Here is a 21,091-nt window from a genome sequence, read left to right as displayed (position 1 = left end):
CGGCCACGAGGACCAGGAGGAAGCGCCATGACGAGCCCGGCGACCCAGCGGCGGGACACCACCGAGCAGCCGGTCCCGCAGCGGCTGCTGGCCGCCGCCACCCGGCTGTTCGCCGACCGCGGCTACGACCGCACCTCGGTGCAGGAGATCGTGGAGGCGGCGGGCGTCACCAAGGGCGCCCTCTACCACTACTTCGGCTCCAAGGACGACCTGCTCCACGAGATCTACGGCCGGGTGCTGCGGCTCCAGCAGGAGCGGCTGGACGCCTTCGCGGACGCCGACGCCCCCGTGGAGCGGCGACTGCGCGACGCGGCCGCCGACGTCGTCGTCACCACCATCGAGAACCTCGACGACGCGTCGATCTTCTTCCGTTCGATGCACCAGCTCGGCGAGGAGAAGCAGAAGCAGGTCAGGGCCGAGAGGCGCCGCTACCACGAGCGGTTCCGCGCCCTGATCGAGGAGGGGCAGAAGGCGGGGGTGTTCTCCACCGCCACCCCGGCCGACCTGGTGGTGGACTACCACTTCGGCTCCGTCCACCACCTCAGCACCTGGTACCGGCCCGGCGGTCGCATGACCCCGCGGGAGGTCGCCGACCACCTGGCGGACCTGCTGCTGCGAGCCCTGCGGCCGTAGGGCCCCGCGGGCCCGGTGCCCCGAACCACCCGACGAACACGACGGAACGACCAGGGCGGAGGTCCCGGTGAAGGCATGGCGCGTCCACGGCAATGGCGAACCGCGCGAGGTGATGCGGCTGGAGGAGGTCCCGGACCCCGAGCCCGGCCCCGGCCGCCTCCTGCTGCGGGTGAGGGCGGCGAACGTCAACTTCCCCGACGCGCTGCTGTGCCGCGGCCACTACCAGGTACGGCCCCCGCTGCCCTTCACCCCCGGCGTGGAGCTGTGCGGCGAGGTGGTGGCGGCCGGTGAGGGCACCGCCACCGCCACCGGCACCCGCGTCATCGCCCAGCCCGACCTGCCCCACGGTGCCTTCGCCGAACTGGTGGCGGTCGACGAGGCCCGCTGTGCCCCCGCCCCCGGGGCGCTGGACGACGCCGAGGCCGCCGCCCTCCACATCGGCTACCAGACCGGCTGGTTCGGCCTCCACCGCCGTGCCCGCCTCCAGGCCGGCGAGACCCTGCTGGTCCACGCCGCCGCGGGGGGAGTGGGCAGCGCCGCCGTCCAGCTCGGCAAGGCGGCGGGCGCGAAGGTGATCGGCGTCGTCGGCGGCCCGGCGAAGGCCGCCACGGCCCGGGAGCTGGGCTGCGACGCGGTGATCGACCGGCGCGCGGTCGACGGTGCCAAGGGCCTGGCCGAGGCGGTCAAGGAGGCCACCGACGGGCACGGCGCGGACGTGGTCTACGACCCCGTCGGCGGCGACGCGTACACCGCCTCCACCAAGTGCGTCGCCTTCGAGGGCCGGATCGTGGTCGTCGGCTTCGCCGGCGGCACCATCCCCAGCCCCGGCCTCAACCACGCCCTGGTGAAGAACTACGCCATCCTCGGCCTCCACTGGGGCCTGTACAACACCCACGACCCGGCCGCCGTCCGCGCCTGCCACGAGGAGCTGACCAAGCTCGCCGAACAGGGCGCGATCAAGCCCCTGGTGAGCGAGCGGGTGCCGATGGAGGGCGCGGCGGACGCCGTCCAGCGCGTCGCCGACGGCACCACCACCGGCCGCGTCGTCATCCACCCCTGAGCCCCTCCGGCCCACCGGCCGACGCCGTGTGTCCCCGGACTCCGGACCGCCCAGCGGTTCGGGGACACACGGCACCGGCGAGCCGGAGGACGGCCGAGCGCTTGAGCCGAAGCGCGACAGTTGTCACATAGGCAGGCCTGTTGTCACCTGCGAGGTACAGCGCCGGAAGGTCGTCTCAACTCTTGACGGCCTCTGCGATCTGCTGGGCGGCCTGGCCGGGCGTGATGTGCGTGGTGTCCACGACCTCGGCCTCGGCGTGCAGCCACGTGCGGGCTGCCTCGGCGTAGGGCTCAAGGTACTGGAGACGGAACGGGGAGTTGGGGCCGAGAACGGTGTCGCCCGCGATGCGCGCACGGAGGGTGTCCTGGTCGGCGTGGAGGACGAAGTGCCGGACCGGAATGGCGTGCTGGGCAAGACCCGAGCCGATCTCGCGCCAGTACCGCTCGACCAGGACGGTCATGGGCATCACCAAGGTTCCGCCGGTGTAGTCGAGGACGCGTCGGGCGGTCTCGACCACGAGCGGCCGCCATGGCGGCCAGTGCTGGAAGTTGTCCGTCGCGGGCAGTCCTGGCGTGATGTCCATGAGTGTCTCGCCGACTTTCTCGGCGTCGAACACCCGTGAGTCCGGGATGAGCTGCTGCACGAGTGTGCTGGTCGTCGTCTTGCCCGCGCCGTGGGTGCCGTTGAGCCATACGATCATGGACTTGACGTTAGCGTCGTGCGGGCCGCAGGTACGGGCAGAGGAGAAGATCCGGGCAGAGAACCGCAGGTTCTCGGTCTTTGCTTCTGGTGACAGAAGGACCGCTGATTGAGCGTGTGTGACGAGTCGGATACCTCGACTGTGACAACCGGGACGCTTCGTCCGGTCCCTTTTCCTGGTTCGTCCGATCCTGCTGGTGACAGCTAACGCGCTTCGGCCCGACTACCTCGGGTGGCGAGTCCGTCGCCGGCCGTGCGTGCAGCTCGACGTCGTAGCGGACGCCGTTGTAGGCGAGCTTCTGCCGTTGCAGACCCTCGGGTGCGAACCCCGCCGCGCGGGCCACGCGGCAGGAGGCCGGGTTGTCGGTGCGGTGCCCCAACTCGAGGCGGAACAGGCCGAGGTCGGTGAAGCACCAGTCGGCCGGCGCCCGGCAGCCGTGGGCCGCCACGCCCCTGCCACGGGCGGCGGCGGTGGTCCAGTAGGAGACCCATCCGGTGCCGTGCTGCGTGTTGACGCCGCCGACCGCGACACCGCCCAGAGCCGTGTCGCTGCCGTCGGCGACTGCGAAGCCGTAGGCCACTCCACGGTGCCACTGGTCCCGCCGCCGCCGGAGCCACTGCTCGGCCTCCGCTGCCGTGGTGACGGGCGTGTCGGCCTGCCGCTCCATCACCGGTTCCGCGAACGCCTCCGGTACGGCGGAGATGCCGGACAGCGCCCACGGGCGCAGGCACAACCCGGCCGGTAGCCACAGTCGATCACGCATTCCCCGGATTCTCCCGCCGGACCGGGCGAGGCGGCAACGCCGTCAGTCCCGGGAGGCGCCCTCGGGCCACAGCACCCGGACGGGGACGCCGGTGCGGCGGGCGTAGGCCACCACATCCGCCGTGCCGCCGTAGCCGCGCGCCGGTTTCCCGTCCCAGACGGCGAACAGCCGGTCGACCAGGCGGACAAGGACCTCGCTGCCTGCTTGGTGGGCGTGGGAGCCGGACTCGACCAGCCCGGTGCGGTGCACCTCGACCGCGTTCTCCAGCAGGCCGTCGTACGTCGGGTGGTGCCACTCGGGCAGATCGTCGCGGTATTGCTCAGCGGGCAGGACGGCCTCGACACGCCCGCCATGGTCGAGCACATACTCGGCGAACCACGCGTCCGGTCCGTCCGCCAGGCAAGACACCCCTACCAGCTCACCCGGCGGGTACTGCCGCACCTCTGCCTCCAGCATGGCCCGCACCCGCTCGGCGACCGGCTCGGGCAGCCCGCGGTGCCCGGTGATTCCCACGCGCATGGGTCTCCTTCGCAGGATGCGGCTTCAGCGCAGGTAGGTGCGCTGCCACTCGGTGATGGACATGCCTTCCGCCGCTTCGGCGAGTGCCTGCGCGGAGGGCGTCTTCAGCTTCGCCCGGGTGGTGTCCACCCACTCCCGGGCGTTGGTATAGCCCTGTTCCAGGTACTCCAGCCCCTGAATCACGCATTCCAGCTTGTCGGCGTCGTGCGCGACGAGCACTCTTTCCCCGCCTTTCGGCGCATGGGCCGTTGTCCCGTGCACCGCCGGCATCGCGCCCGGTATTCCTGTATGTGATGGGAAGGGGCGGATACGGCATCAGAGTATGTTCCAGCGCAGCCGGGTGTCCGATGCCCGCAATCCCACGATGCGGCGTTCCACCTCCGCCAGGGAACCGGGGGTGTGGGCCGCCTTGCGGGCGTTGGTGGTGATCATCCTCAATTCACGGATGTCACGCAGGACCGGATAACCGGACCAGCCCGTGACGTCGTAGCCATAGGACCGGGCGAACCGCTCGTAGTGTTCGGTGCCGTGGCCGAAGCGGCGGCAGTGGATCTCGATGGTCGTCAGGTCCCACTCCGGCTGACCCCAGGCCACGGTGTCCCAGTCGCACAGCACGGCGCGATCGCCGTCGTACAGGGCGTTGCGGTGCTGAGGGTCACCTTGGAGAACGGCCTCGGGCAGTTCGTACATGAGGTCGGTGAGTTGCTTCTCCAACCTGTCCACACACCGGGAGAGGAAGCGGACCGACTCCTGAGGCAGCGAGGTGATCGCCGCGAGGGAGGCCCGGATCGCCGACACGTTGTCCAGCGGCCTGAGCCGGAACGGCGGGGCGGGCAGCCGGTGCAGGGCACGCAGCGGCCCGGCGATGCTGCCTGCGGTCATCGGCTTGTCGGGCTGGGGGAGGTACGTCCAGAAGGTGACCGGGTGGCCGTCGATGACGACCGGCTGATCCGGGCCCGGATACAGCGGGACGGTCGGGAAGTCCCGCTCCATCAGCCACCGGACGAAGCGGACGGTGCGCTCGACCCCGGCCGGGTGCGAACCCCGCCGGGCGATCTTGACGACGACGGGCACGTGGGTGAGGCGTACGACGGCATTGGTGTGGCCGCGCAGCAGCACCGCGCCGGTGCCGTCCAGCCCGGCCGTCTCGCAGGCGCGTTCCAACACGTGTCGCAGCTCGGATTCGGCGAACCCACCGTGGCGGGGCAGCGGTGCAGTCATGGACCAAGGCTGGCCGAGGGTGCGCATGCCTGTCACACCGTCCCCGGAGGAAGCGCCAGGATCTCGCCCAGTTCCCGCACGGCTCGGGCGGACCTGGCCGAGGGTGGCAGCGCCTCGATGACGTGCCGTGCCCGTGCTCCCAGAATCGTCGTCCGATGGGCCGGGGATGCCTGAAGGTAGGCCGCACCCGCCAGTCTGCACGCTTCGGTCAGGTTCCTTTCCCGGGCGAGGCAGATGGCCTGCTCCAGTCTGAGCAGTGCGGGGTCGATACCGCTGTGGCTCGGATACAGGGACAGTGCCCGTTGCTGGACCTCACGGGCCTGGCGGCTGCGGCCGAGGAAGGTGTGTACACCGCTGAGGTAGAGCAACAGTCGGCGCTCGGGGAAGGCGAAGGCGTCCTCCACCGGTCCGTGCTCGCACTTCTCGAACACACTACGCGCGTTGTGAAGCGCCTCTTCCGCTCCCGAGGCATCGCCCTGCCTGGCGAGTGCGCGTGCCTCGGCGGCTGCGGCGAAGGCACCCGTGGCGCTGAAGCGGTGGCGCAGTAGCAGACGGGCTTCCCGGGCCAGCGAGATCGCGGACTCCAACGGGCCGTAGTAGTAGGGCAGCATCGCCGCCTGAGCGCGCACCCTGGCGCGGATCTCGATGTTCCCGCTGTCGTCCGCCGCCGTGCGGGCCGTGGCGTACCAGGCGCGAGACTGCCTGAGGCGGCCGAGCTTCATCAGGCAGTCGGCGACGAGGGTCGCCAGGAGCGCGATCGTCTCCGACAGCCGCACCTGCGCTGCGGCCGGTTGCCGCTCGGCCGCCAGCGTCCGGACTTCTTCGAGGTCCGCGAGCAGCACCCCCAGCATCGCCTCCGGCGGCGTGGAGATGTACTGCGTACGCAGCCACAGCAACCGCTCGTCCAACAGGTCGAGTTGGCCGGTACTCACACTGGTGGACGCCAGCGTTCCGTCGACGGACCGGCGTACCGACCCCGCCATGCGTTCGATGGGATCGGCCGGGAGATCGGTGATCGTGTCGCCCTCCGAACGGGCGGCGGCGAAAGGCCCCCTCGCCGAGTTCTCCCGAACGTACCCCGATGAGGGACGGGGAGTCGGAGCTTCCAACTCAGAGGAGCGGCGGTAATCCCCGACCAGACCGATGCCCTGGGAGTCGGTCCGGTACAGACGGCAGAGAAGATCCACCGTCGCTGCTCTGGGACGGCGGTCCGGACGTTTCTCCCACAGGGCGAGCTGGTCCTCGTCCGCTTTCGGTGGCGAGGTCACGCCCGATTCGGAGCACATGCGGTGGAACTCGGCCACGGCGGTGCCCAGCGTCCAGCCACGGGCCAGCCGGTGCGCCCGCAGCCTGCTCACTCCGCAGCAGCCGTGGATGGCGTCCACCGTCCGCTCGACAGCCCACTGTTCGGCGGTCGCGTGCTCCCGCCAGCGCTTGGCGCAGGAAGGGCGGTGTTGTTCCGACAAACTCCCACCTCCGTTTCACCCGGACAGTCATCGAGCGTAGTGATCAACTCCACGGTCCGTGACGGAGATCCGTGACTTCTCACGGGTTTGCCCCGGCCGACCGAGAAAAGCCGCGGGTTGGGCACCATCCGTGTTTTCTCCAGGTTGTTCGCCCCCTGCCGTCATGGCGAACCTGACGCACCTCGCCTCGCCGGAAATACGGAGGTTTCGCCCCGGGCGATGCACTTCCCCAGGGGAGGCGAGCAGGAGTGCGGTTCTCCGACGAAGGCAGGAAACAGTGCGTCCACACCTCGACATCGCTCGCACGACGGTTTGGAGTACGACCAAAGCGCGGCGTCTCCTCGTCTGTTCCTCCGCGCAGATGCGGGAGGTGTTGCCCCGTGCCGCTCTCGTCCGGTCGGGTGTGTGGTGCGAGGCGGTCACCGCCGCCGAGAGCGAACCGGGCACGGAGGAGCGGCGCGGCGCGTACGCCGCCGCGTCGCCGGAGGCGGCGATCCGGTGGCTGCGGGTCGGGGCGCGGGCGGTGGCGTCGTCGCTGGGACCGTTGCAGGCCGGGTACGTGCTGGACCACTGGGTGCACGGGCCCGGCTCGCTCCAGGATTACGTCCGGCTGCGCCGGGGCCGCCCCTACGCGCTGACCGTCTACCGGAACGGGCACCGGCTGACCTGGCGGGCCCACCCGGTGCGGTTCCTGCACCTGGCGGCGGTCAACGGCGGGCGGCCGTGCACCGACCACTGCCGGCCACGTACCGCCGCCGCGCCGGCCGGGGAGGTGCGGTGGCCGTGAACGCACAGCCCCAGAGCCGGCCGGACGTGGTGCCGTACATCACCGCCTGGAGCGGTGAGCAGCGCCTCACGCCTGCGGTGATCGCCACCGCGCGAGGCATCGCCTACTCCGACGAGGTGCCCCACGACCGCGACGCCGCCGGCGCGCTGTGGGTACGCCGCGCCCTGCATCCGGGCCGGGGCAGGCCGCGCTACTCCCGCGTTCATCCCCAGCGGCAGCGCCGGGCGATGGCCCGGCTGCTGTGCCAGATCTGCGGGTCTCCGGCCGACCGCGACGAGTACGGGGTGCTGTGGCTGCTGGAGGACGACCGCGCCGACTGGGCCGGTTGGCCGGAGGGCCTGGTCACCGTCCATCCGCCCGTCTGCCTGCCCTGTGCCCCGAAGGCCGCCGGGCTCTGCCCCCACTTGCGCGGCACCGGAGCGGTGGCGGTCCGCGTCCGCGACTCCGTACTCGACGGCGTCCACGGCCAGACCTACCGCCTCCACAACGGCCGCCTCGTCCCCGACCGGCAGACCGTCGTCTTCTACGAACAGCCCGAGGTCCGCTGGACGCCGGCCGCCCAGGCCGCCCGCACTCTCAACGGCTGCACCCCGGTCGACCTCCACACCGGGCGGCCCCTGTGAACCGGCCATGGCTCCTCCGCGAGACGCACGTATCCGAGCCGTTCCGCCACCAGGACGTACGCCAGCCACCGCGAGACGTCACGGCCGTCACCGGACTCCGCCCCCTCGTGCCCGCCACCCGCTCCTACCGGTGCGAGGCCATCGCCCACACCCCCGACGACGGCCGCAACGGGGTGCTTCGGAAGCCGCGACGGCGAAGCTGTAGGACGCTCCACGGTGCGACCGGTCACGCCCTCGGAGCCACTGCTCGGCGCCTCCCTGTGGAACCGTCAGGACGTACGAACCGCTCGGCCCGTTCCGTGCCACCCGTGTTCGGACACACGAGTGGGATGGGGCAGGGTGCTTCACCTGGGAGGTGCTCCTTCGGCGACAACGGCCGTACACCGGCGATACGGCCGCATCATGGAGCCCGAGCAGGACATCACCGTGGTACGGGAAACCGTGCCGTCCGATCCTCCGGCCGGATACGTGCTGCGTCACACCCTCACGGATCCGGTCAGGGTGTCGATTCCGATCGTCGCGGCACTGGGAGTGGTGAATTTTATGAATGCCGCCCTGTGTCCGTGGGCGGCATTCGTGCCGGGACTTACCGTGGTGCTTCTCAGCTCGTGGATTCGGCACAGCGCCCAGAAGAGGTGGTTGACGGAAACGAGGGCTTCTGGGCGTCCGGGGATGACGGAAGGCGATCCGTGCCCCGATGTGTCGGGGGCGCGTTACGGGCTGTCACGGTTGCTCAGTGAGGTTTTCTCGGCGAAATGGTCTGCGGGAAGTCGGGCGAGGCTTCGGCGTCGGGGTGGACCAGGTGGTTCTGCCCCGGTGGTAGGCAGATATGAAGCCCCTGGCAGGACGGTTCTCTCACAGGATCGTCCGCGGAACCCTGCATGATCCGGACCGCCCTCCCGGGCCGTACGCTCTTCGGGGGAACCCACCGTGGTGGGGTATGGACGACACCGGCGGATGCCCGTCCAGGATGGTGCGGACCTGTGCGGGCACGGACGCAGGACGAACGCCCGCCAGGCCTGCTCGGACGGCACGCGCCGTAAACGCGTCGAAGGCACCACGCGGTACGTGGTGCCTTCGACGCGCTTACGGCGAGCGTGCTGTGTGCGTGACCGGCGGGGTCAGGCGCGCTCGAGGTACCTCCCGCCGAGGCCGCTGCACTGGTACGCGTTGTAGGTGGTGGCGCGGTACCCCGCCGGGACGGGCGAGGTGGGGCACACCCAGAGACCGGCACGGGCGAGCTTGTGGTACCAGGAACCGATGCCGCCGCACCCGTACTTGTCGTGGCCGGTCACGACGTACCCGGACACGATCGGCGAGCCGGCGCAGGTCCAGATGCCGTCGCGGGCGAGCTTGTGGTACCAGGAACCGATGCCGCCGCACCCGTACTTGTCGTGGCCGGTGATGACGTATCCGGACACGATCGGCGAGCCGGCGCAGGTCCAGATGCCGTCGCGGGCGAGCTTGTGGTACCAGGAACCGATGCCGCTGCACCCGTACTTGTCGTGGCCGGTGATGACGTATCCGGACACGATCGGCGAGCCCGAACAGGTCCAGATGCCGTCACGGACGGGTTGCTGATACCAGGATCCCCTGCCGTTGCAGCCATTGCGATCGTGCGCGGTGATGACGTACCCGGCGGGAACCGGTTCCCCGGAGCAGCTCCATCCACTCGCTGCGGCCTTCGCGGTGCCGGTTTCGGCGGCGCTTGCCGCGGTGGTGGTCGTGCCGGTGAGGACGGCCGCGAGTATCACGACCACTCCGAATGTCGCGGCGAGCCTGCTTCGGAGAACTGCCGTCGTCGTACGGATCCGCAGCGATAACTGGCTGTTCAATTCGCACTCACTTTCCTGGACGGATTCATGTGCTCCGCCCCGACGGACGAGAGCACCTGGCGGTGGATCGGGAGGAACCCTACTCGGTCCCGATGGCGAGCAGTGGTGCAGTGGGATTTTCTCAGCGAAACGGTCTGCGCGAAGCCGGGCGAAGTTTCGGTATCGGGGTGGACCGGATGGTTCTGCCCCGGTGGCGGGCAGACGTAAAGCCTCTGGTAGGACGGTCCCCTCTCTCACAAGATCGTCCTGCGACACCAGAGGCTTCACGTTGGTCCCCTGTCCTGCCGTGCTCGACGCCCCTGCCCGGTGGTGGTCTTCCTCGCCCGCCTGCCGGCCGCCCGCCGGCGGCGCATCGGCACTCCGCGCGGAGCGCGGGCGCTGGGCCCGTTCCGGCAGGCGGCGGAAGGTGCTGCGCTGGTTCCGCCACCGCACCTGCGTGCACCGCCTGGCTCGCGACGCCGGGGTCTCCCAGGCCACCGGCTACTGGGGCACCACCCGGCCGAAGGCCGGAGGAGTACCTCCACGAGGACATCGACGTCCTTGCCGAGGAGGCACCGGACCTGCACCAGGTGCTGGAGCGCTGCCGCGAGCGGGGTCTGAGCCATATGCCGCTGGACGGCACGCTCATTTTCTGCGATCGCGTGGCCGGCGCCACCGAGCGGGGCAACGACCTGCAGTACTCCCGCAAGGTCAAGCGCTTCGCCGGAAACCTGCAGTTCCCCACCCCGCCCACCGGCATCCGCCGCCTGCTGTTCCGGGCCCCCATCCACCTCTACCGACTGCGCCTGGGGTGGGTCTTCGGCGGCCGACTGCTGCTGTTGAACCACACCGGACGCATCCCGGGCAAGCACCGTCAGGTCGTCATCGAGGTCATCGAACACGACTGGACCGACGGCAGCTATGCGGTCTGCTCCGGCTTCGGCCCCAAAGCCGCCTGGTACCGGAACCTCCTCGCCACACCCGGGGCCGATACCCAGGTCGGCCTGCGCACCCTCCCCGTCACCGCACACCCGCTCGACGGGGAGGAAGGCGGCGACTTCATGGCCCGCTACGCATCCGGCCGCCCCCGGGCCGCACGCAGACTCGTGCGTGTCATGGGCTTCTCCGCCGACGGCGCACCGGAGGACCACCGTGCGGTCGGACGGCGACTGCCCTTTGTGCGCCTCAGCCCACGCCGACCGTGAAACCGACGGTTTTCCGGCGCCGGTCGGTGTGACGCTGCCGGGCGGCACGGTACCGACCGTCTCAGCGGGTGCCTCACCCCCGCCCGGACTCCGCAAGGCGGTTGAAGCCGGCGAGGCGGGGCGAGACGGTGAAGGGGAAGGACTCGCCGCCGGGGGTCTTGAGGGCGGCGACGATGTCGTGGTCCGGTTCGCCGAACACCTCGAAGTGCTGCACGGTGCAGTGCTCCATCACCTCGCGGATGTACGGGTCCGACAGCCGCCAGTGGGTGCGGACGGCGTCCGAGTCGCGGTAGAGCTGGAAGCTGTGCGCCGGCATCCGTTCCTCGTCGATGAAGACCTCGACCATGAGCTGGGGTCCGTGCTCCTGGGCGAATGCCACCGCCTGCGCGATGGCGCGGCGGAAGCCGTCGAGGTGGCCGTCGGCGATGCGCATGGTGTTGCGGAAGAGAACGGTGCCGCTGCTCGTGGTGTCCATGCGCTTGAGTGTCTTACTTCAAGCGAGATCGAGGTCAAGGGCGGAGCCCGGCAGGAGACACCGGCCACGTGAGGAGCGTCATCCGCAGGCCCGGCACGTCGCCGGCTGCCAGACTCGCTCCATGTGGAGGATCATCGAGGACATGGCCGGCCGCCTGGCCGAGGTGCCGGGCGTGGTCGGAGTGATGCTCGGCGGCAGCCGGGCGCGCGGCGAGCACCGGCCCGGATCGGACTGGGACCTCGGCGTCTACTACCGGGGCGATCTGGATCTCGCCGCGTTGCGCGCGCTGGCCGGTCCCGGGGTGGAGGTGGCCGGTCCGGGCGGCTGGGGGCCCTGGGTGAACGGTGGTGCGTGGCTGCGGGTGGACGGTGTGGCGGTGGACTGGATCCTGCGGGACCTGGACCGGGTCGAGCGGGTGTGGGCGGACTGCCGGGAGGGCCGGTACGAGGTGGGCGTACAGGCCGGGCATCCACTCGGATTCTGGTCGCCGTGCTACGCGGGCGAGGTGGCGCTCGGCCGGGTACTGGCCGATCCGTCCGGAGCGTTGACGGGCCTTCGGCGCAGGACCGCGGTCTACCCCGAGTCCTTGCGGGAGGCGCTGACCGCGGCAGCCTGGGAGGCGGAGTTCCTGGTCGACGCCGCGGCGAAGGGCGCGGCAGGGGCGGACACGCTCTACGTCTCGCTCTGCCTGTCCCGCGCGGTCGGTGTGCTGGTGCAGGCGGTGTTCGCCGAGGACCGACGCTGGTGCCTCAACGAGAAGGGCGCGCTGGCCGTCGCCGAGACACTGCCGGCCGCGCCGGCCGGCTTCGGCCCGCGGGTCCGCCGCCTGCTGGGGGCGCCCGGCGAGACCCCGGAGTCGCTGGCGGCGACGGTGGCCGAGGCGCGGGCGCTGGTCGGGGAGACCACCGCCGCGCTGAGGAACCGCGCCGGGTGACAGCGCCTGCCCTGTCGGGCGGGCATCTCGCTCCCGGTGTCAGGGCTCCGCTCCCAAGGAGTGGAGTCCTGACACCTTTCGCGCGCCCTCCGGGCGTGGGACTCAGGCCTGAGCAGGCGCGAAGCGCTTCAGCTCGCGGCGGGCCAGCGAGCGCTGGTGGACCTCGTCGGGGCCGTCGGCGAGTTGGAGGGTGCGGGCCGAGGCCCACAGCTCCGCCAGCGGGAAGTCCTGGCTGACCCCGCCCGCGCCGTGCAGCTGTACCGCGCGGTCCAGGATGCCCACCACCGTGCGCGGCACCGCGATCTTGATGGCCTGGATCTCGGTGTGCGCGCCCCGGTTGCCGACGGTGTCCATCAGCCACGCCGTCTTGAGCACCAGCAGCCGAAGCTGCTCCACCGACACCCGCGCGTCGGCGATCCACTCCCGCACCACGCCCTGCGCGGCCAGCGGCTTGCCGAAGGCGGTACGGGTGCCCGCGCGGCGGCACATCAGCTCGATCGCCCGCTCGGCCATGCCGATCAGCCGCATGCAGTGGTGGATGCGGCCCGGTCCCAGCCGGGCCTGGGCGATGGCGAAACCGCCGCCCTCCTCGCCGATCAGGTTGGCGACGGGGACGCGCACGTCGTGGAAGAGGATCTCGGCGTGGCCGCCGTGCCAGTGGTCCTCGTAGCCGTAGACCGTCATCGCGCGGCGCACCTCGACGCCCGGGGTGTCGCGCGGCACCAGCACCATCGACTGCCGGCGGCGGATGTCGTCGCCGTCCGGGTCGGTCTTGCCCATCACGATGAAGACCGCGCAGTCGGGGTTCATCGCCCCGGAGATGTACCACTTGCGGCCGGTGATGACGTACTCGTCGCCCTCGCGCCGGATCCGCGTCTCGATGTTGGTGGCGTCCGAGGAGGCCACCTCCGGTTCGGTCATGGCGAAGGCGGAGCGGATCTCGCCCGCCAGCAGCGGCTTCAGCCACCGCTCGCGCTGCTCGGCGCTGCCGAACTGGGCCAGCACCTCCATGTTGCCGGTGTCGGGCGCGGCGCAGTTGGTCGCGGTCGGGGCGAGCTGCGGGGAGCGGCCGGTGATCTCCGCCAGCGGCGCGTACTGGAGGTTGGTCAGCCCGGCGCCGTGCTCGGCGTCGGGCAGGAAGAGGTTCCACAGGCCCCGCTCGCGGGCCGCGGCCTTCAGCTCCTCGACCACCGGCGGGGTCCGCCACGGGGAGTCCAGCGCCGCGCGCTGCTCGTCGGCCACCGCCTCCGCCGGGTGGACGTGCTCGTCCATGAAGGTCGACAGCCGCTCGCGCAGCTCCTCGGTGCGGGCGTCGAATGCGAAGTCCATGGTGGGTCAGCCCTCCTGAAGGGTGGTGAGGCCGCTGTCGACGAAGAGGGGTACGAGGCCGCCGATGCGGTCGAAGCCCGCGCCGACGGTCCGTCCGAGGGTGTAGCGGTAGTGGATGCCCTCCAGGATCACGGCGAGCTTGAAGTAGGCGAACGCCGTGTACCAGGCGATGTCGGAGACGTCGCGGCCCGACAGTGTCGCGTACCGCTCGATCAGTTCGCGCGCGTCGGGGTGGCCGGGGGCCTCGCGGGTGGTGGCGATGGGCGCGCCGGGGATGTGCCGCTGGCTGCTGTACATCACCAGCAGGCCGAGGTCGGTCAGCGGGTCGCCGAGCGTGGACATCTCCCAGTCGAGGACGGCGGCGATCCGGTCGTCCGCGCCGACCAGCACGTTGTCCAGCCGGTAGTCGCCGTGGACGATCGTGGGCGCGGGGGAGTGGGGCAGTCGGCCGCCGAGGGTGGCGTGCAGTTCGTCGATGCCGGGCAGGTCGCGGTTGCGGGAGGCGTCCAGCTGCTTGCCCCAGCGCCGCAGTTGTCGCTCCAGGAAGCCCTGGGGGCGTCCGAAGTCGCCCAGGCCGACGGCGGCCGGGTCGACCGAGTGCAGCGTCACCAGGGTGTCCGCCAGGCCGAGCACCAGTGCGCGGGTGCGTTCCGGGCCGAGCGGGGCGAGCTGCTCGGCGGTGCGGTACGGGGTGCCCTCCACGTACTCCATCACGTAGAAGGGCGCCCCGAGGACGGACTCGTCCTCGCACAGCAGCACCGCGTCGGGCACGGGCACGTCGGTGGGGCCCAGCGCGTCGATCACCCGGTGCTCGCGGGCCATGTCGTGGGCGGTGGCCAGGACGTGGCCCAGCGGCGGGCGCCGCACGACCCACCGGGAGGTGCCGTCGGTCACCTGGTACGTCAGGTTCGACCGGCCGCCCTCGATCAGCTCCGCGCTCAGGGGCCCCCGGACGAGTTCGGGACGCTCGCGGTCCAGGTACGCGCGCAGCCGCGCGGGATCGAGGCCCGGTGGGTGGTGCTCGGTCATCGGAAGGCTCCTCGCGGGAGAGGGTGTCGTACGGTACCGAGCCATGATGCCGACCAGTCGGTATGGAGTCCAGAGGCGGGGTGCGGGAGACCCTCGGGACGGGGCGTCCCCGTCCGGCCCGGTGCCCCGTCCCGCCGGGACCGCGGAGGACGGGGCGCCGGGGTGCGGAAGACGCGGCGAGGTGCCGGGGAGGCGTCTCAGCGGGGCAGGGACTCGCGGGCCAGGGCGACGGTCTCCTCGACCGTCCCGTCGATGGGGACGACGGCGCCCGCCTCGTCCTCCTCCAGGGCCTCCAACGTGTCGATCTGGGACTTCAGCAGTTCCGGCGGCATGAAGTGGCCCTTGCGCGCCGACATGCGGGAGGCGATCAACTCCGCGGAACCGTTCAGGTGGACGAAGAACAGTTCCGGAGCGGCCTCGCGGAGCCGGTCGCGGTAGCGCCGCTTGAGGGCGGAACAGGTCACCACGCCGCCGCGCCCGCCCCGTTCCCGCAGCCACGCGGCGATCGCGTCCAGCCAGGGCCGACGGTCCTCGTCGGTCAACGGCACGCCCGAGGTCATCTTCTCCACGTTCGAGGGCGGGTGGAAGTCGTCGGCGTCCGCGTACGGCACGCCCAGCGACTCGGCCAGGGCCGTGCCCACCGTCGTCTTGCCGGAACCGGACACACCCATCACCACGACGAGCGGGCTCACCACAACAACACCACCACTCCAGAGATCGGCACCGCCAGCGTACAGATGACCGCGAACAGTGCCCCGGAAACGCCCAGCGGTGTCGGACGGGGGTCGGTCAGCGCCCGGACCCGACGGGCCGCCACGGCCACCAGCCCCACCCACGCGGCCGCCGCCGCCACGGCCGCCCACCACGCCGAGGCCCCCGAGCCGTGCGCCGCGTGGCGGACCGCCAGGACCGTCACCACGGCGAAGGCCAGCACCGTGCGCCGCCACGCCAGCCGGGTGCGCTCGGGCTGCGCGGCCGGATCGCGCACGGCGGCGACACCGCCCGGCGGGCCGCCCCCCGCCGCGCCGCCGTCCACCTCCGGCGATCCCGGCCGCGCCCGGCTCACCGACCGAACCCGCCCACCAGCACCCCGGCCCCCACCAACAGCGCGGCCAGCGCCGTCCCCAGCGCCAGCAACACCGGGAAGCGCGACAGCGGCAGGTCCTCGCCGCGCCGCATCGCCCGCTCGGTGCGCAGCCAGTGGTTCACCGCCCGCACCGCGCACAGCGCTCCCCCCGCCAACAGCACCACCGCGATCGCCACCCGTGCCCCGGCCCGCATCCCGGTCAGGAACTGGTCCACGGCCAACCCGCCGGCGACCAGCGCCAGCGAGGTGCGGATCCACGCCAGGAACGTCCGCTCGTTGGCCAGGGAGAAGCGGTAGTCCGGGGTCTCGCCCTCGGCCCGCAACCGCTTGGGCGTCCACCACAGCCGCGCCGTCGTCCGGAAACCGTCGATCATGCTCTCGACCCTAGACGCGCCCGGTGCCCCCGCGCCTCCGGCGCCACTCCCGCGGCCGTCGGTGGCGCCCCGGCCGTCGGGCGCCGCGTCGATTCCGGTGGTTCGTCCGCGTCCCCGCCCGCCGTCCCGTCGGTCGTCCGGCCGGCGGGAACTCCGCGAGGGGTGCCGCGCACCGGGAGCCGGGGGTTACCCTCCGGTTCACCAGTGGGGACGGACCGGGGAACGGGTGGGCCGATGGCGTACGACGCCGACGTGATCGTGATCGGAGCGGGACTGGCCGGGCTCGCGGCCACCGCCGAGTTGGCCGACGCCGGGCGCAGGGTGATCCTGCTCGACCAGGAGCCCGAGGCGTCGCTCGGCGGCCAGGCGCACTGGTCCTTCGGCGGACTGTTCCTCGTGGACTCGCCGGAGCAGCGCCGGCTGCGCGTCCACGACAGCCGTGAGCTGGCCTGGCAGGACTGGCTCGGTACGGCCGGCTTCGACCGGGCCGAGGACCGCTGGCCGCGCCGCTGGGCCGAGGCGTACGTCGACTTCGCCGCCGGCGAGAAGCGGGCCTGGTTGCACGCCCAGGGCCTGCGGCTGTTCCCCGTCGTCGGCTGGGCCGAGCGCGGCGGCCACGGCGCGACCGGCCACGGCAACTCCGTGCCGCGCTTCCACATCACCTGGGGCACCGGGCCGGGCGTGGTCGAACCCTTCGAGCGGCGCGTGCGGCAGGGGGTCGAGAACGGGCTGGTGGAGTTGCGGTTCCGGCACCGCGTCACCTCCCTGACCCGCAGCGCGGGCGCCGTGGACACCGTCGCCGGCGAGGTGCTGGCCCCCAGCGGTGCCGCGCGCGGCACCGCGAGCGGCCGCGAGGCGGTCGGCGGCTTCGAACTGCGCGCCCAGGCCGTGATCGTCGCCTCCGGCGGCATCGGCGGCAACCACGACCTGGTCCGCGCCAACTGGCCGAAGCGACTGGGCACCCCGCCCGGGCGGATGCTCTCCGGCGTCCCCGCCCACGTCGACGGCGCGATGCTCGGCGTCACGGAGCGGGCCGGCGGCCGGATCGTCAACAGCGACCGGATGTGGCACTACACCGAGGGCATCGAGAACTGGAACCCCGTCTGGGACCGGCACGGCATCCGCATCCTGCCCGGCCCCTCCTCGCTGTGGCTCGACGCCACCGGGAAGCGGCTGCCGGTGCCGTTCTTCCCCGGCTTCGACACCCTCGGCACCCTCGAACACATCATGCGCACCGGCCACGAGTACACCTGGTTCGTCCTCACCCGGAGGATCGTCGAGAAGGAGTTCGCGCTCTCCGGCTCCGAACAGAACCCCGACCTCACCGGCCGCAGCGTTCGCCGGGTCCTCGGCCGCGCACGCTCCGGCGCCCCCGGGCCGGTGCGCGCCTTCCTGGAGAAGGGCGTCGACTTCGTCGTCGAGCGCGACCTGTCCGACCTGGTGCGCGGCATGAACGCCCTCACCGGTCGGGACCTGATCGAGGAGGACGCCCTGCGGGACGAGATCGTCGCCCGCGACCGCGAGGTCGCCCATCCCTTCACCAAGGACCTCCAGATCACCGCCGTCCGCGGCGCCCGCGCCTATCTGGGCGACAAGCTGATCCGGGTCGCCCCGCCGCACCGCCTGCTGGACCCCGGTGCGGGCCCGCTGATCGCCGTGCGCCTGAACATCCTCACCCGCAAGACCCTCGGCGGCCTGGAGACCGATCTGTCCGCCCGCGTCCTCACCGACGGCGGCGAGCCGCTGCCCGGCGTCTACGCGGTCGGGGAGGCCGCCGGGTTCGGCGGCGGTGGCATGCACGGCTACCGCTCCCTGGAGGGCACCTTCCTGGGCGGCTGTCTGTTCTCGGGCCGCACCGCCGGGCGCGCGGCGGCGGAGGCCGTGGGCTGACGGCCGGCTCCGGGGCGTGCCCCCGCGAAAGCGACATCCCCCGGGGAGACCCACGGGGGATGTCGTGTCGGTGTCCGGAGGGGGACTTGAACCCCCACGCCCGATAAAGGGCACTAGCACCTCAAGCTAGCGCGTCTGCCATTCCGCCACCCGGACAGGTGAAGGCCGCCGACCGCTGCGGTCGCGACGTGTAAACCATAGCACTGGAACGGACCGGGGCGATCACCCCCGCCCCGCCCGGCCCCGGCCCCGTACCGTGCCCGGTCCTGTGCGGCGAGGACCGGAAGCGGGAGGATGGGGCCGGACCCCGCAACAGGAGGAGGCAGTGTGAGCGAGCCGAGCGCGACCACGACCGGGACGGACACCGTCAGGGGTGAGGACGAGGTCGTGGACCTGTGCCGCGACCTCATCCGGATCGACACCAGCAACTACGGCGACCACTCCGGGCCGGGCGAGCGGGCCGCGGCCGAGTACGTGGCCGAGAAGCTCGCGGAGGTGGGCCTGGAACCGAGGATCGTCGAGTCCCATCCGGGTCGGGCCTCGACCGTCGCCCGGATCGAGGGGGAGGACCCCTCGCGGCCCGCCCTTCTGATCCACGGCCACACCGACGTCGTGCCCGCCGACGCCGACGCCTGGACCCACCACCCGTTCTCCGGGGAGATCGCCGACGGCTGCGTGTGGGGCCGGGGCGCGGTGGACATGAAGGACATGGACGCGATGACGCTGGCGGTCGTCCGCGACCGGCTGCGCGCCGGCCGCAAACCCCCGCGCGACATCGTGCTGGCCTTCCTCGCCGACGAGGAGGCCGGCGGCACCTATGGGGCCCGTTACCTGGTGGAGCGGCACCCCGAGCTGTTCGAGGGAGTGACGGAGGCGATCGGCGAGGTCGGCGGCTTCTCCTTCACCGTCAACGAGAAGCTGCGCCTGTACCTGGTGGAGACCGCCGAGAAGGGCATGCACTGGATGCGGCTGACGGTGGAGGGCACCGCCGGGCACGGCTCGATGACCAACACGGACAACGCGATCACCGAACTGTGCGAGGCCGTCGGACGGCTGGGCCGGCACCGGTTCCCCGTGCGGGTCACCAAGACCGTCCGTTCCTTCCTCGACGAGCTCTCCGACGCCCTCGGCGTCGAACTGGACCCCGAGGACATGGACGAGACGCTGGAGAAGCTGGGCGGCATCGCCAAACTCGTCGGGGCGACCCTGCGCAACACCGCCGCCCCGACGATGCTCGGCGCGGGCTACAAGGTCAACGTCATCCCCGGCCAGGCCACCGCCCACGTCGACGGACGGTTCCTGCCCGGGCACGAGGAGGAGTTCCTGGCCGACCTCGACCGGATCCTGGGCCCGCGCGTGAAGCGCGAGGACGTGCACGCCGACAAGGCGGTGGAGACCACCTTCGACGGCGCCCTGGTGGACGCCATGCAGGTCGCGCTGCGGGCCGAGGACCCGATCGCCCGCGCCGTGCCGTACATGCTCTCCGGGGGCACCGACGCCAAGTCCTTCGACGACCTGGGCATCCGCTGCTTCGGCTTCGCCCCGCTGAAGCTGCCGCCGGAGCTGGACTTCGCAGGGATGTTCCACGGCGTGGACGAGCGGGTGCCGGTGGACGGCCTGAAGTTCGGCGTCCGGGTGCTGGACCGGTTCCTCGACCGGTGCTGAGCCCTCCGGGGTCGGCGCGGATCCGCGCCGACCCCCGGAATTCGTCCTTGTGTGCGTCCGTCACCAGGACGGGTGAAAGCGGCCAGGGGCCGTAGCCCGGTTCCTCCCTTGTCGTTACAGGGAGTGCGGTCCGCGGCTGGGATCGCATTGCCAACTAGGAGGAACAATGATCAAGAAGGTTGTCGCTGTCGCGGCCGCCACCGGCGGTCTCGTGCTCGCGGGCGCGGGCGTCGCCGCCGCCGACTCCGGTGCCCAGGGCGCCGCTGTCGGTTCCCCCGGCGTGATCTCCGGCAACGTCGTTCAGGTGCCGATCCACATCCCGGTGAACGTGTGCGGCAACACGGTCAGCGTGATCGGTCTGCTGAACCCCGCCTTCGGCAACGCCTGCGTCAACGGCTGACGTTGCGCCCGGGCCCCTGAGTGCCCGAGGCGCGGCGGACGGGAAGACCGAGGAGTGCTCCCCGTCCGCGTCGCACCCGTAGAACGCAAGGCACCCGCACAGTAAGGGCAAGGGGAAGTACACATGCGACAGGTCACCAGGAAGGGCCTGATCACCATCGCCGCGGCCGGCGGTGTGCTGGCCATCTCGGGCGGCCACGCCCACGCCGACGCCGACGCCCAGGGCGCGGCCGTCGGCTCGCCGGGCGTGCTGTCCGGCAACACCGTCCAGGCTCCCGTGCACGCGCCGGTGAACGCCTGCGGCAACACCGTGACGGCCGGTGGCGGCCTCAACCCCGCCTTCGGCAACCACTGCGCCAACCAGGGCTCCCGGACGGACGGCCACCACGAGGGCGGCCACGGCGGACACCAGGAGGGCGGCCACGGTGGTCACCACCAAGGTGACCACGGCGGTCACCACCGAGGTGACCACGGCGGGGACCACGGCAAGGACCGGGAGGGCGGCTACCACGGCGGTCACCGGTCCCCCGACGCCCACCGGCCCGCCGACGGGCCCCACCGGCACGCCGGTGGCGACGGCGGCGCCCGGGCCGAAGGCGTCTCCCAGGGCTCGCCGGGCGTGCTGTCCGGCAACACCGTCCAGGTTCCGGTGCACGCGCCGGTGAACGTCTGCGGCAACTCCGTGAACGTGGTCGGCGTCCTCAACCCGGCCATCGGCAACACCTGCGTCAACGACTCCGAGCCCGCCCCCGAGCGGCCGGACGAGCCGAAGCGGCCGGACGAGCCGAAGGAGCCGAACAAGCCGGACGAGCCGAAGGAGCCGAACAAGCCCGGCAAGCCCGACAAGCCGGAGCAGGCGAAGGACGAGGACAAGCCCCGCACCGAGGCCCCCGAGCGCGAGGCCGACGCGCCCGCTCCCAAGGCCATGGGCGGCGCCCTGGCCGAGACCGGGAACACCGGTCTGGGCACCATCGTCCCGGTCGGCGCCGGCGCGCTGCTCGGCGGTGCCCTGCTCTACCGGCGCGCACGGCTCGCGCGTCGCTGACCCCCTCTGCCGCCGACCCTCCCCGCGGCAGGGCACGACAAGGAGCGGGTCCGCCCCGACCATCGGGGTGGGC

At 71.9% G+C, this 21,091-nt stretch carries 22 protein-coding genes, 1 tRNA gene and 1 pseudogene; 10 read left to right on the top strand and 14 right to left on the bottom strand.

Translation table 11 applies throughout. The features are described from left to right. Positions 1-27 precede the first annotated feature (27 nt). Both F0L17_RS04265 and F0L17_RS04260 read left to right on the top strand, forming a co-directional pair. Entirely contained in the window at positions 28-633 is a 606-nt protein-coding gene (locus tag F0L17_RS04265; protein WP_155070028.1) for a TetR/AcrR family transcriptional regulator, read from the top strand. A 67-nt stretch (positions 634-700) separates the two neighbouring features. Further along, positions 701-1,693: a zinc-binding dehydrogenase gene (locus F0L17_RS04260; protein WP_162465772.1), complete on the top strand. Its 993-nt coding sequence runs from the start codon at positions 701-703 to the stop codon at positions 1,691-1,693. Positions 1,694-1,868: 175 nt separating this feature from the next. Here the strand turns inward: F0L17_RS04260 and F0L17_RS04255 are convergent, their stop codons facing one another. From F0L17_RS04255 to F0L17_RS04230, 6 genes and pseudogenes are all read right to left on the bottom strand, one after another. Continuing rightward, the gene (locus F0L17_RS04255; protein ID WP_155070027.1) at positions 1,869-2,393 is read right to left on the bottom strand and encodes a P-loop NTPase family protein; all 525 of its coding nucleotides are present in this window, start codon (positions 2,391-2,393) and stop codon (positions 1,869-1,871) included. Between the two features lie 238 nt (positions 2,394-2,631). Continuing rightward, positions 2,632-3,156: pseudogene (locus tag F0L17_RS04250) on the bottom strand (GNAT family N-acetyltransferase); the annotation flags it as partial. Between the two features lie 42 nt (positions 3,157-3,198). Beyond that, positions 3,199-3,675 (bottom strand): hypothetical protein, encoded by a 477-nt coding sequence (locus F0L17_RS04245; RefSeq protein WP_155070025.1) that lies wholly within the window; start codon positions 3,673-3,675, stop codon positions 3,199-3,201. A gap of 24 nt (positions 3,676-3,699) precedes the next feature. Further along, entirely contained in the window at positions 3,700-3,858 is a 159-nt protein-coding gene (locus tag F0L17_RS04240) for a hypothetical protein (RefSeq protein ID WP_155070024.1), read from the bottom strand. A 132-nt stretch (positions 3,859-3,990) separates the two neighbouring features. Beyond that, a complete protein-coding gene (locus tag F0L17_RS04235) occupies positions 3,991-4,896 on the bottom strand; it encodes an aminoglycoside phosphotransferase family protein (RefSeq protein ID WP_155070023.1) in 906 nt (301 codons plus the stop codon). A gap of 32 nt (positions 4,897-4,928) precedes the next feature. After that, positions 4,929-6,362 carry an NsdA family TPR-like regulatory protein gene (locus F0L17_RS04230; RefSeq protein ID WP_155070022.1) on the bottom strand — a complete coding sequence of 478 codons (1,434 nt, stop codon included), beginning with the start codon at positions 6,360-6,362 and terminating at the stop codon, positions 4,929-4,931. A gap of 361 nt (positions 6,363-6,723) precedes the next feature. Between F0L17_RS04230 and F0L17_RS04225 the strand changes: the two genes are divergently transcribed. Both F0L17_RS04225 and F0L17_RS04220 read left to right on the top strand, forming a co-directional pair. Beyond that, positions 6,724-7,149, top strand: a complete 426-nt coding sequence (locus tag F0L17_RS04225) for a hypothetical protein (protein ID WP_155070021.1) — start codon at positions 6,724-6,726, stop codon at positions 7,147-7,149. Then, the gene (locus F0L17_RS04220) at positions 7,146-7,772 is read left to right on the top strand and encodes a hypothetical protein (RefSeq protein ID WP_155070020.1); all 627 of its coding nucleotides are present in this window, start codon (positions 7,146-7,148) and stop codon (positions 7,770-7,772) included. The genes F0L17_RS04225 and F0L17_RS04220 overlap by 4 nt, the downstream gene beginning before the upstream one ends. Before the next feature lie 1,121 nt (positions 7,773-8,893). On the opposite strand, the gene F0L17_RS04215 is transcribed toward F0L17_RS04220, so the two are convergent. Then, entirely contained in the window at positions 8,894-9,526 is a 633-nt protein-coding gene (locus F0L17_RS04215) for a hypothetical protein (protein WP_202917836.1), read from the bottom strand. A gap of 791 nt (positions 9,527-10,317) precedes the next feature. Here F0L17_RS04215 and F0L17_RS04210 point away from each other — a divergent pair. Further along, on the top strand, positions 10,318-10,791 hold the full coding sequence (locus tag F0L17_RS04210) for a nitroreductase family deazaflavin-dependent oxidoreductase (RefSeq protein ID WP_155073123.1): 474 nt from the start codon (positions 10,318-10,320) through the stop codon (positions 10,789-10,791). Positions 10,792-10,864: 73 nt separating this feature from the next. Here the strand turns inward: F0L17_RS04210 and F0L17_RS04205 are convergent, their stop codons facing one another. Then, complete coding sequence (locus F0L17_RS04205; protein ID WP_155070019.1) at positions 10,865-11,266, bottom strand: hypothetical protein; 402 nt, start codon at positions 11,264-11,266, stop codon at positions 10,865-10,867. A 121-nt stretch (positions 11,267-11,387) separates the two neighbouring features. On the opposite strand from F0L17_RS04205, the gene F0L17_RS04200 reads away from it, so the two are divergent. Beyond that, positions 11,388-12,200: a nucleotidyltransferase domain-containing protein gene (locus F0L17_RS04200; protein WP_155070018.1), complete on the top strand. Its 813-nt coding sequence runs from the start codon at positions 11,388-11,390 to the stop codon at positions 12,198-12,200. A gap of 102 nt (positions 12,201-12,302) precedes the next feature. Here F0L17_RS04200 and F0L17_RS04195 read toward each other — a convergent pair whose 3' ends face one another. From F0L17_RS04195 to F0L17_RS04175, 5 genes are all read right to left on the bottom strand, one after another. Continuing rightward, entirely contained in the window at positions 12,303-13,529 is a 1,227-nt protein-coding gene (locus F0L17_RS04195; protein WP_155070017.1) for an acyl-CoA dehydrogenase family protein, read from the bottom strand. Between the two features lie 6 nt (positions 13,530-13,535). After that, a complete protein-coding gene (locus F0L17_RS04190; protein ID WP_155070016.1) occupies positions 13,536-14,558 on the bottom strand; it encodes a phosphotransferase family protein in 1,023 nt (340 codons plus the stop codon). Between the two features lie 197 nt (positions 14,559-14,755). Then, the gene (locus F0L17_RS04185) at positions 14,756-15,229 is read right to left on the bottom strand and encodes a gluconokinase (protein WP_155073122.1); all 474 of its coding nucleotides are present in this window, start codon (positions 15,227-15,229) and stop codon (positions 14,756-14,758) included. Between the two features lie 17 nt (positions 15,230-15,246). Beyond that, entirely contained in the window at positions 15,247-15,594 is a 348-nt protein-coding gene (locus F0L17_RS04180; protein ID WP_162465771.1) for a DUF202 domain-containing protein, read from the bottom strand. A 26-nt stretch (positions 15,595-15,620) separates the two neighbouring features. Beyond that, positions 15,621-16,019: a YidH family protein gene (locus F0L17_RS04175; RefSeq protein ID WP_155070015.1), complete on the bottom strand. Its 399-nt coding sequence runs from the start codon at positions 16,017-16,019 to the stop codon at positions 15,621-15,623. A 234-nt stretch (positions 16,020-16,253) separates the two neighbouring features. On the opposite strand from F0L17_RS04175, the gene F0L17_RS04170 reads away from it, so the two are divergent. Beyond that, entirely contained in the window at positions 16,254-17,909 is a 1,656-nt protein-coding gene (locus tag F0L17_RS04170) for an FAD-binding dehydrogenase (RefSeq protein WP_155070014.1), read from the top strand. Positions 17,910-17,980: 71 nt separating this feature from the next. Here the strand turns inward: F0L17_RS04170 and F0L17_RS04165 are convergent. Next, positions 17,981-18,065 (bottom strand) — tRNA-Leu (locus F0L17_RS04165). A 138-nt stretch (positions 18,066-18,203) separates the two neighbouring features. Between F0L17_RS04165 and F0L17_RS04160 the strand changes: the two genes are divergently transcribed. The 3 genes from F0L17_RS04160 (at position 18,204) to F0L17_RS04150 (ending at position 21,018) form a co-directional block, all read left to right on the top strand. Next, a complete protein-coding gene (locus F0L17_RS04160; protein ID WP_155070013.1) occupies positions 18,204-19,574 on the top strand; it encodes a M20/M25/M40 family metallo-hydrolase in 1,371 nt (456 codons plus the stop codon). 166 nt (positions 19,575-19,740) lie between these two features. Continuing rightward, positions 19,741-19,974 carry a chaplin ChpH gene (gene chpH, locus F0L17_RS04155; protein ID WP_155070012.1) on the top strand — a complete coding sequence of 78 codons (234 nt, stop codon included), beginning with the start codon at positions 19,741-19,743 and terminating at the stop codon, positions 19,972-19,974. A 123-nt stretch (positions 19,975-20,097) separates the two neighbouring features. Beyond that, positions 20,098-21,018 (top strand): chaplin, encoded by a 921-nt coding sequence (locus F0L17_RS04150; protein ID WP_155070011.1) that lies wholly within the window; start codon positions 20,098-20,100, stop codon positions 21,016-21,018. Positions 21,019-21,091: the final 73 nt, after the last annotated feature.

This window comes from Streptomyces taklimakanensis (assembly GCF_009709575.1).
GTDB lineage: Bacteria > Actinomycetota > Actinomycetes > Streptomycetales > Streptomycetaceae > Streptomyces > Streptomyces taklimakanensis.
This window is presented reverse-complemented; position numbering and strand designations above follow the sequence as displayed.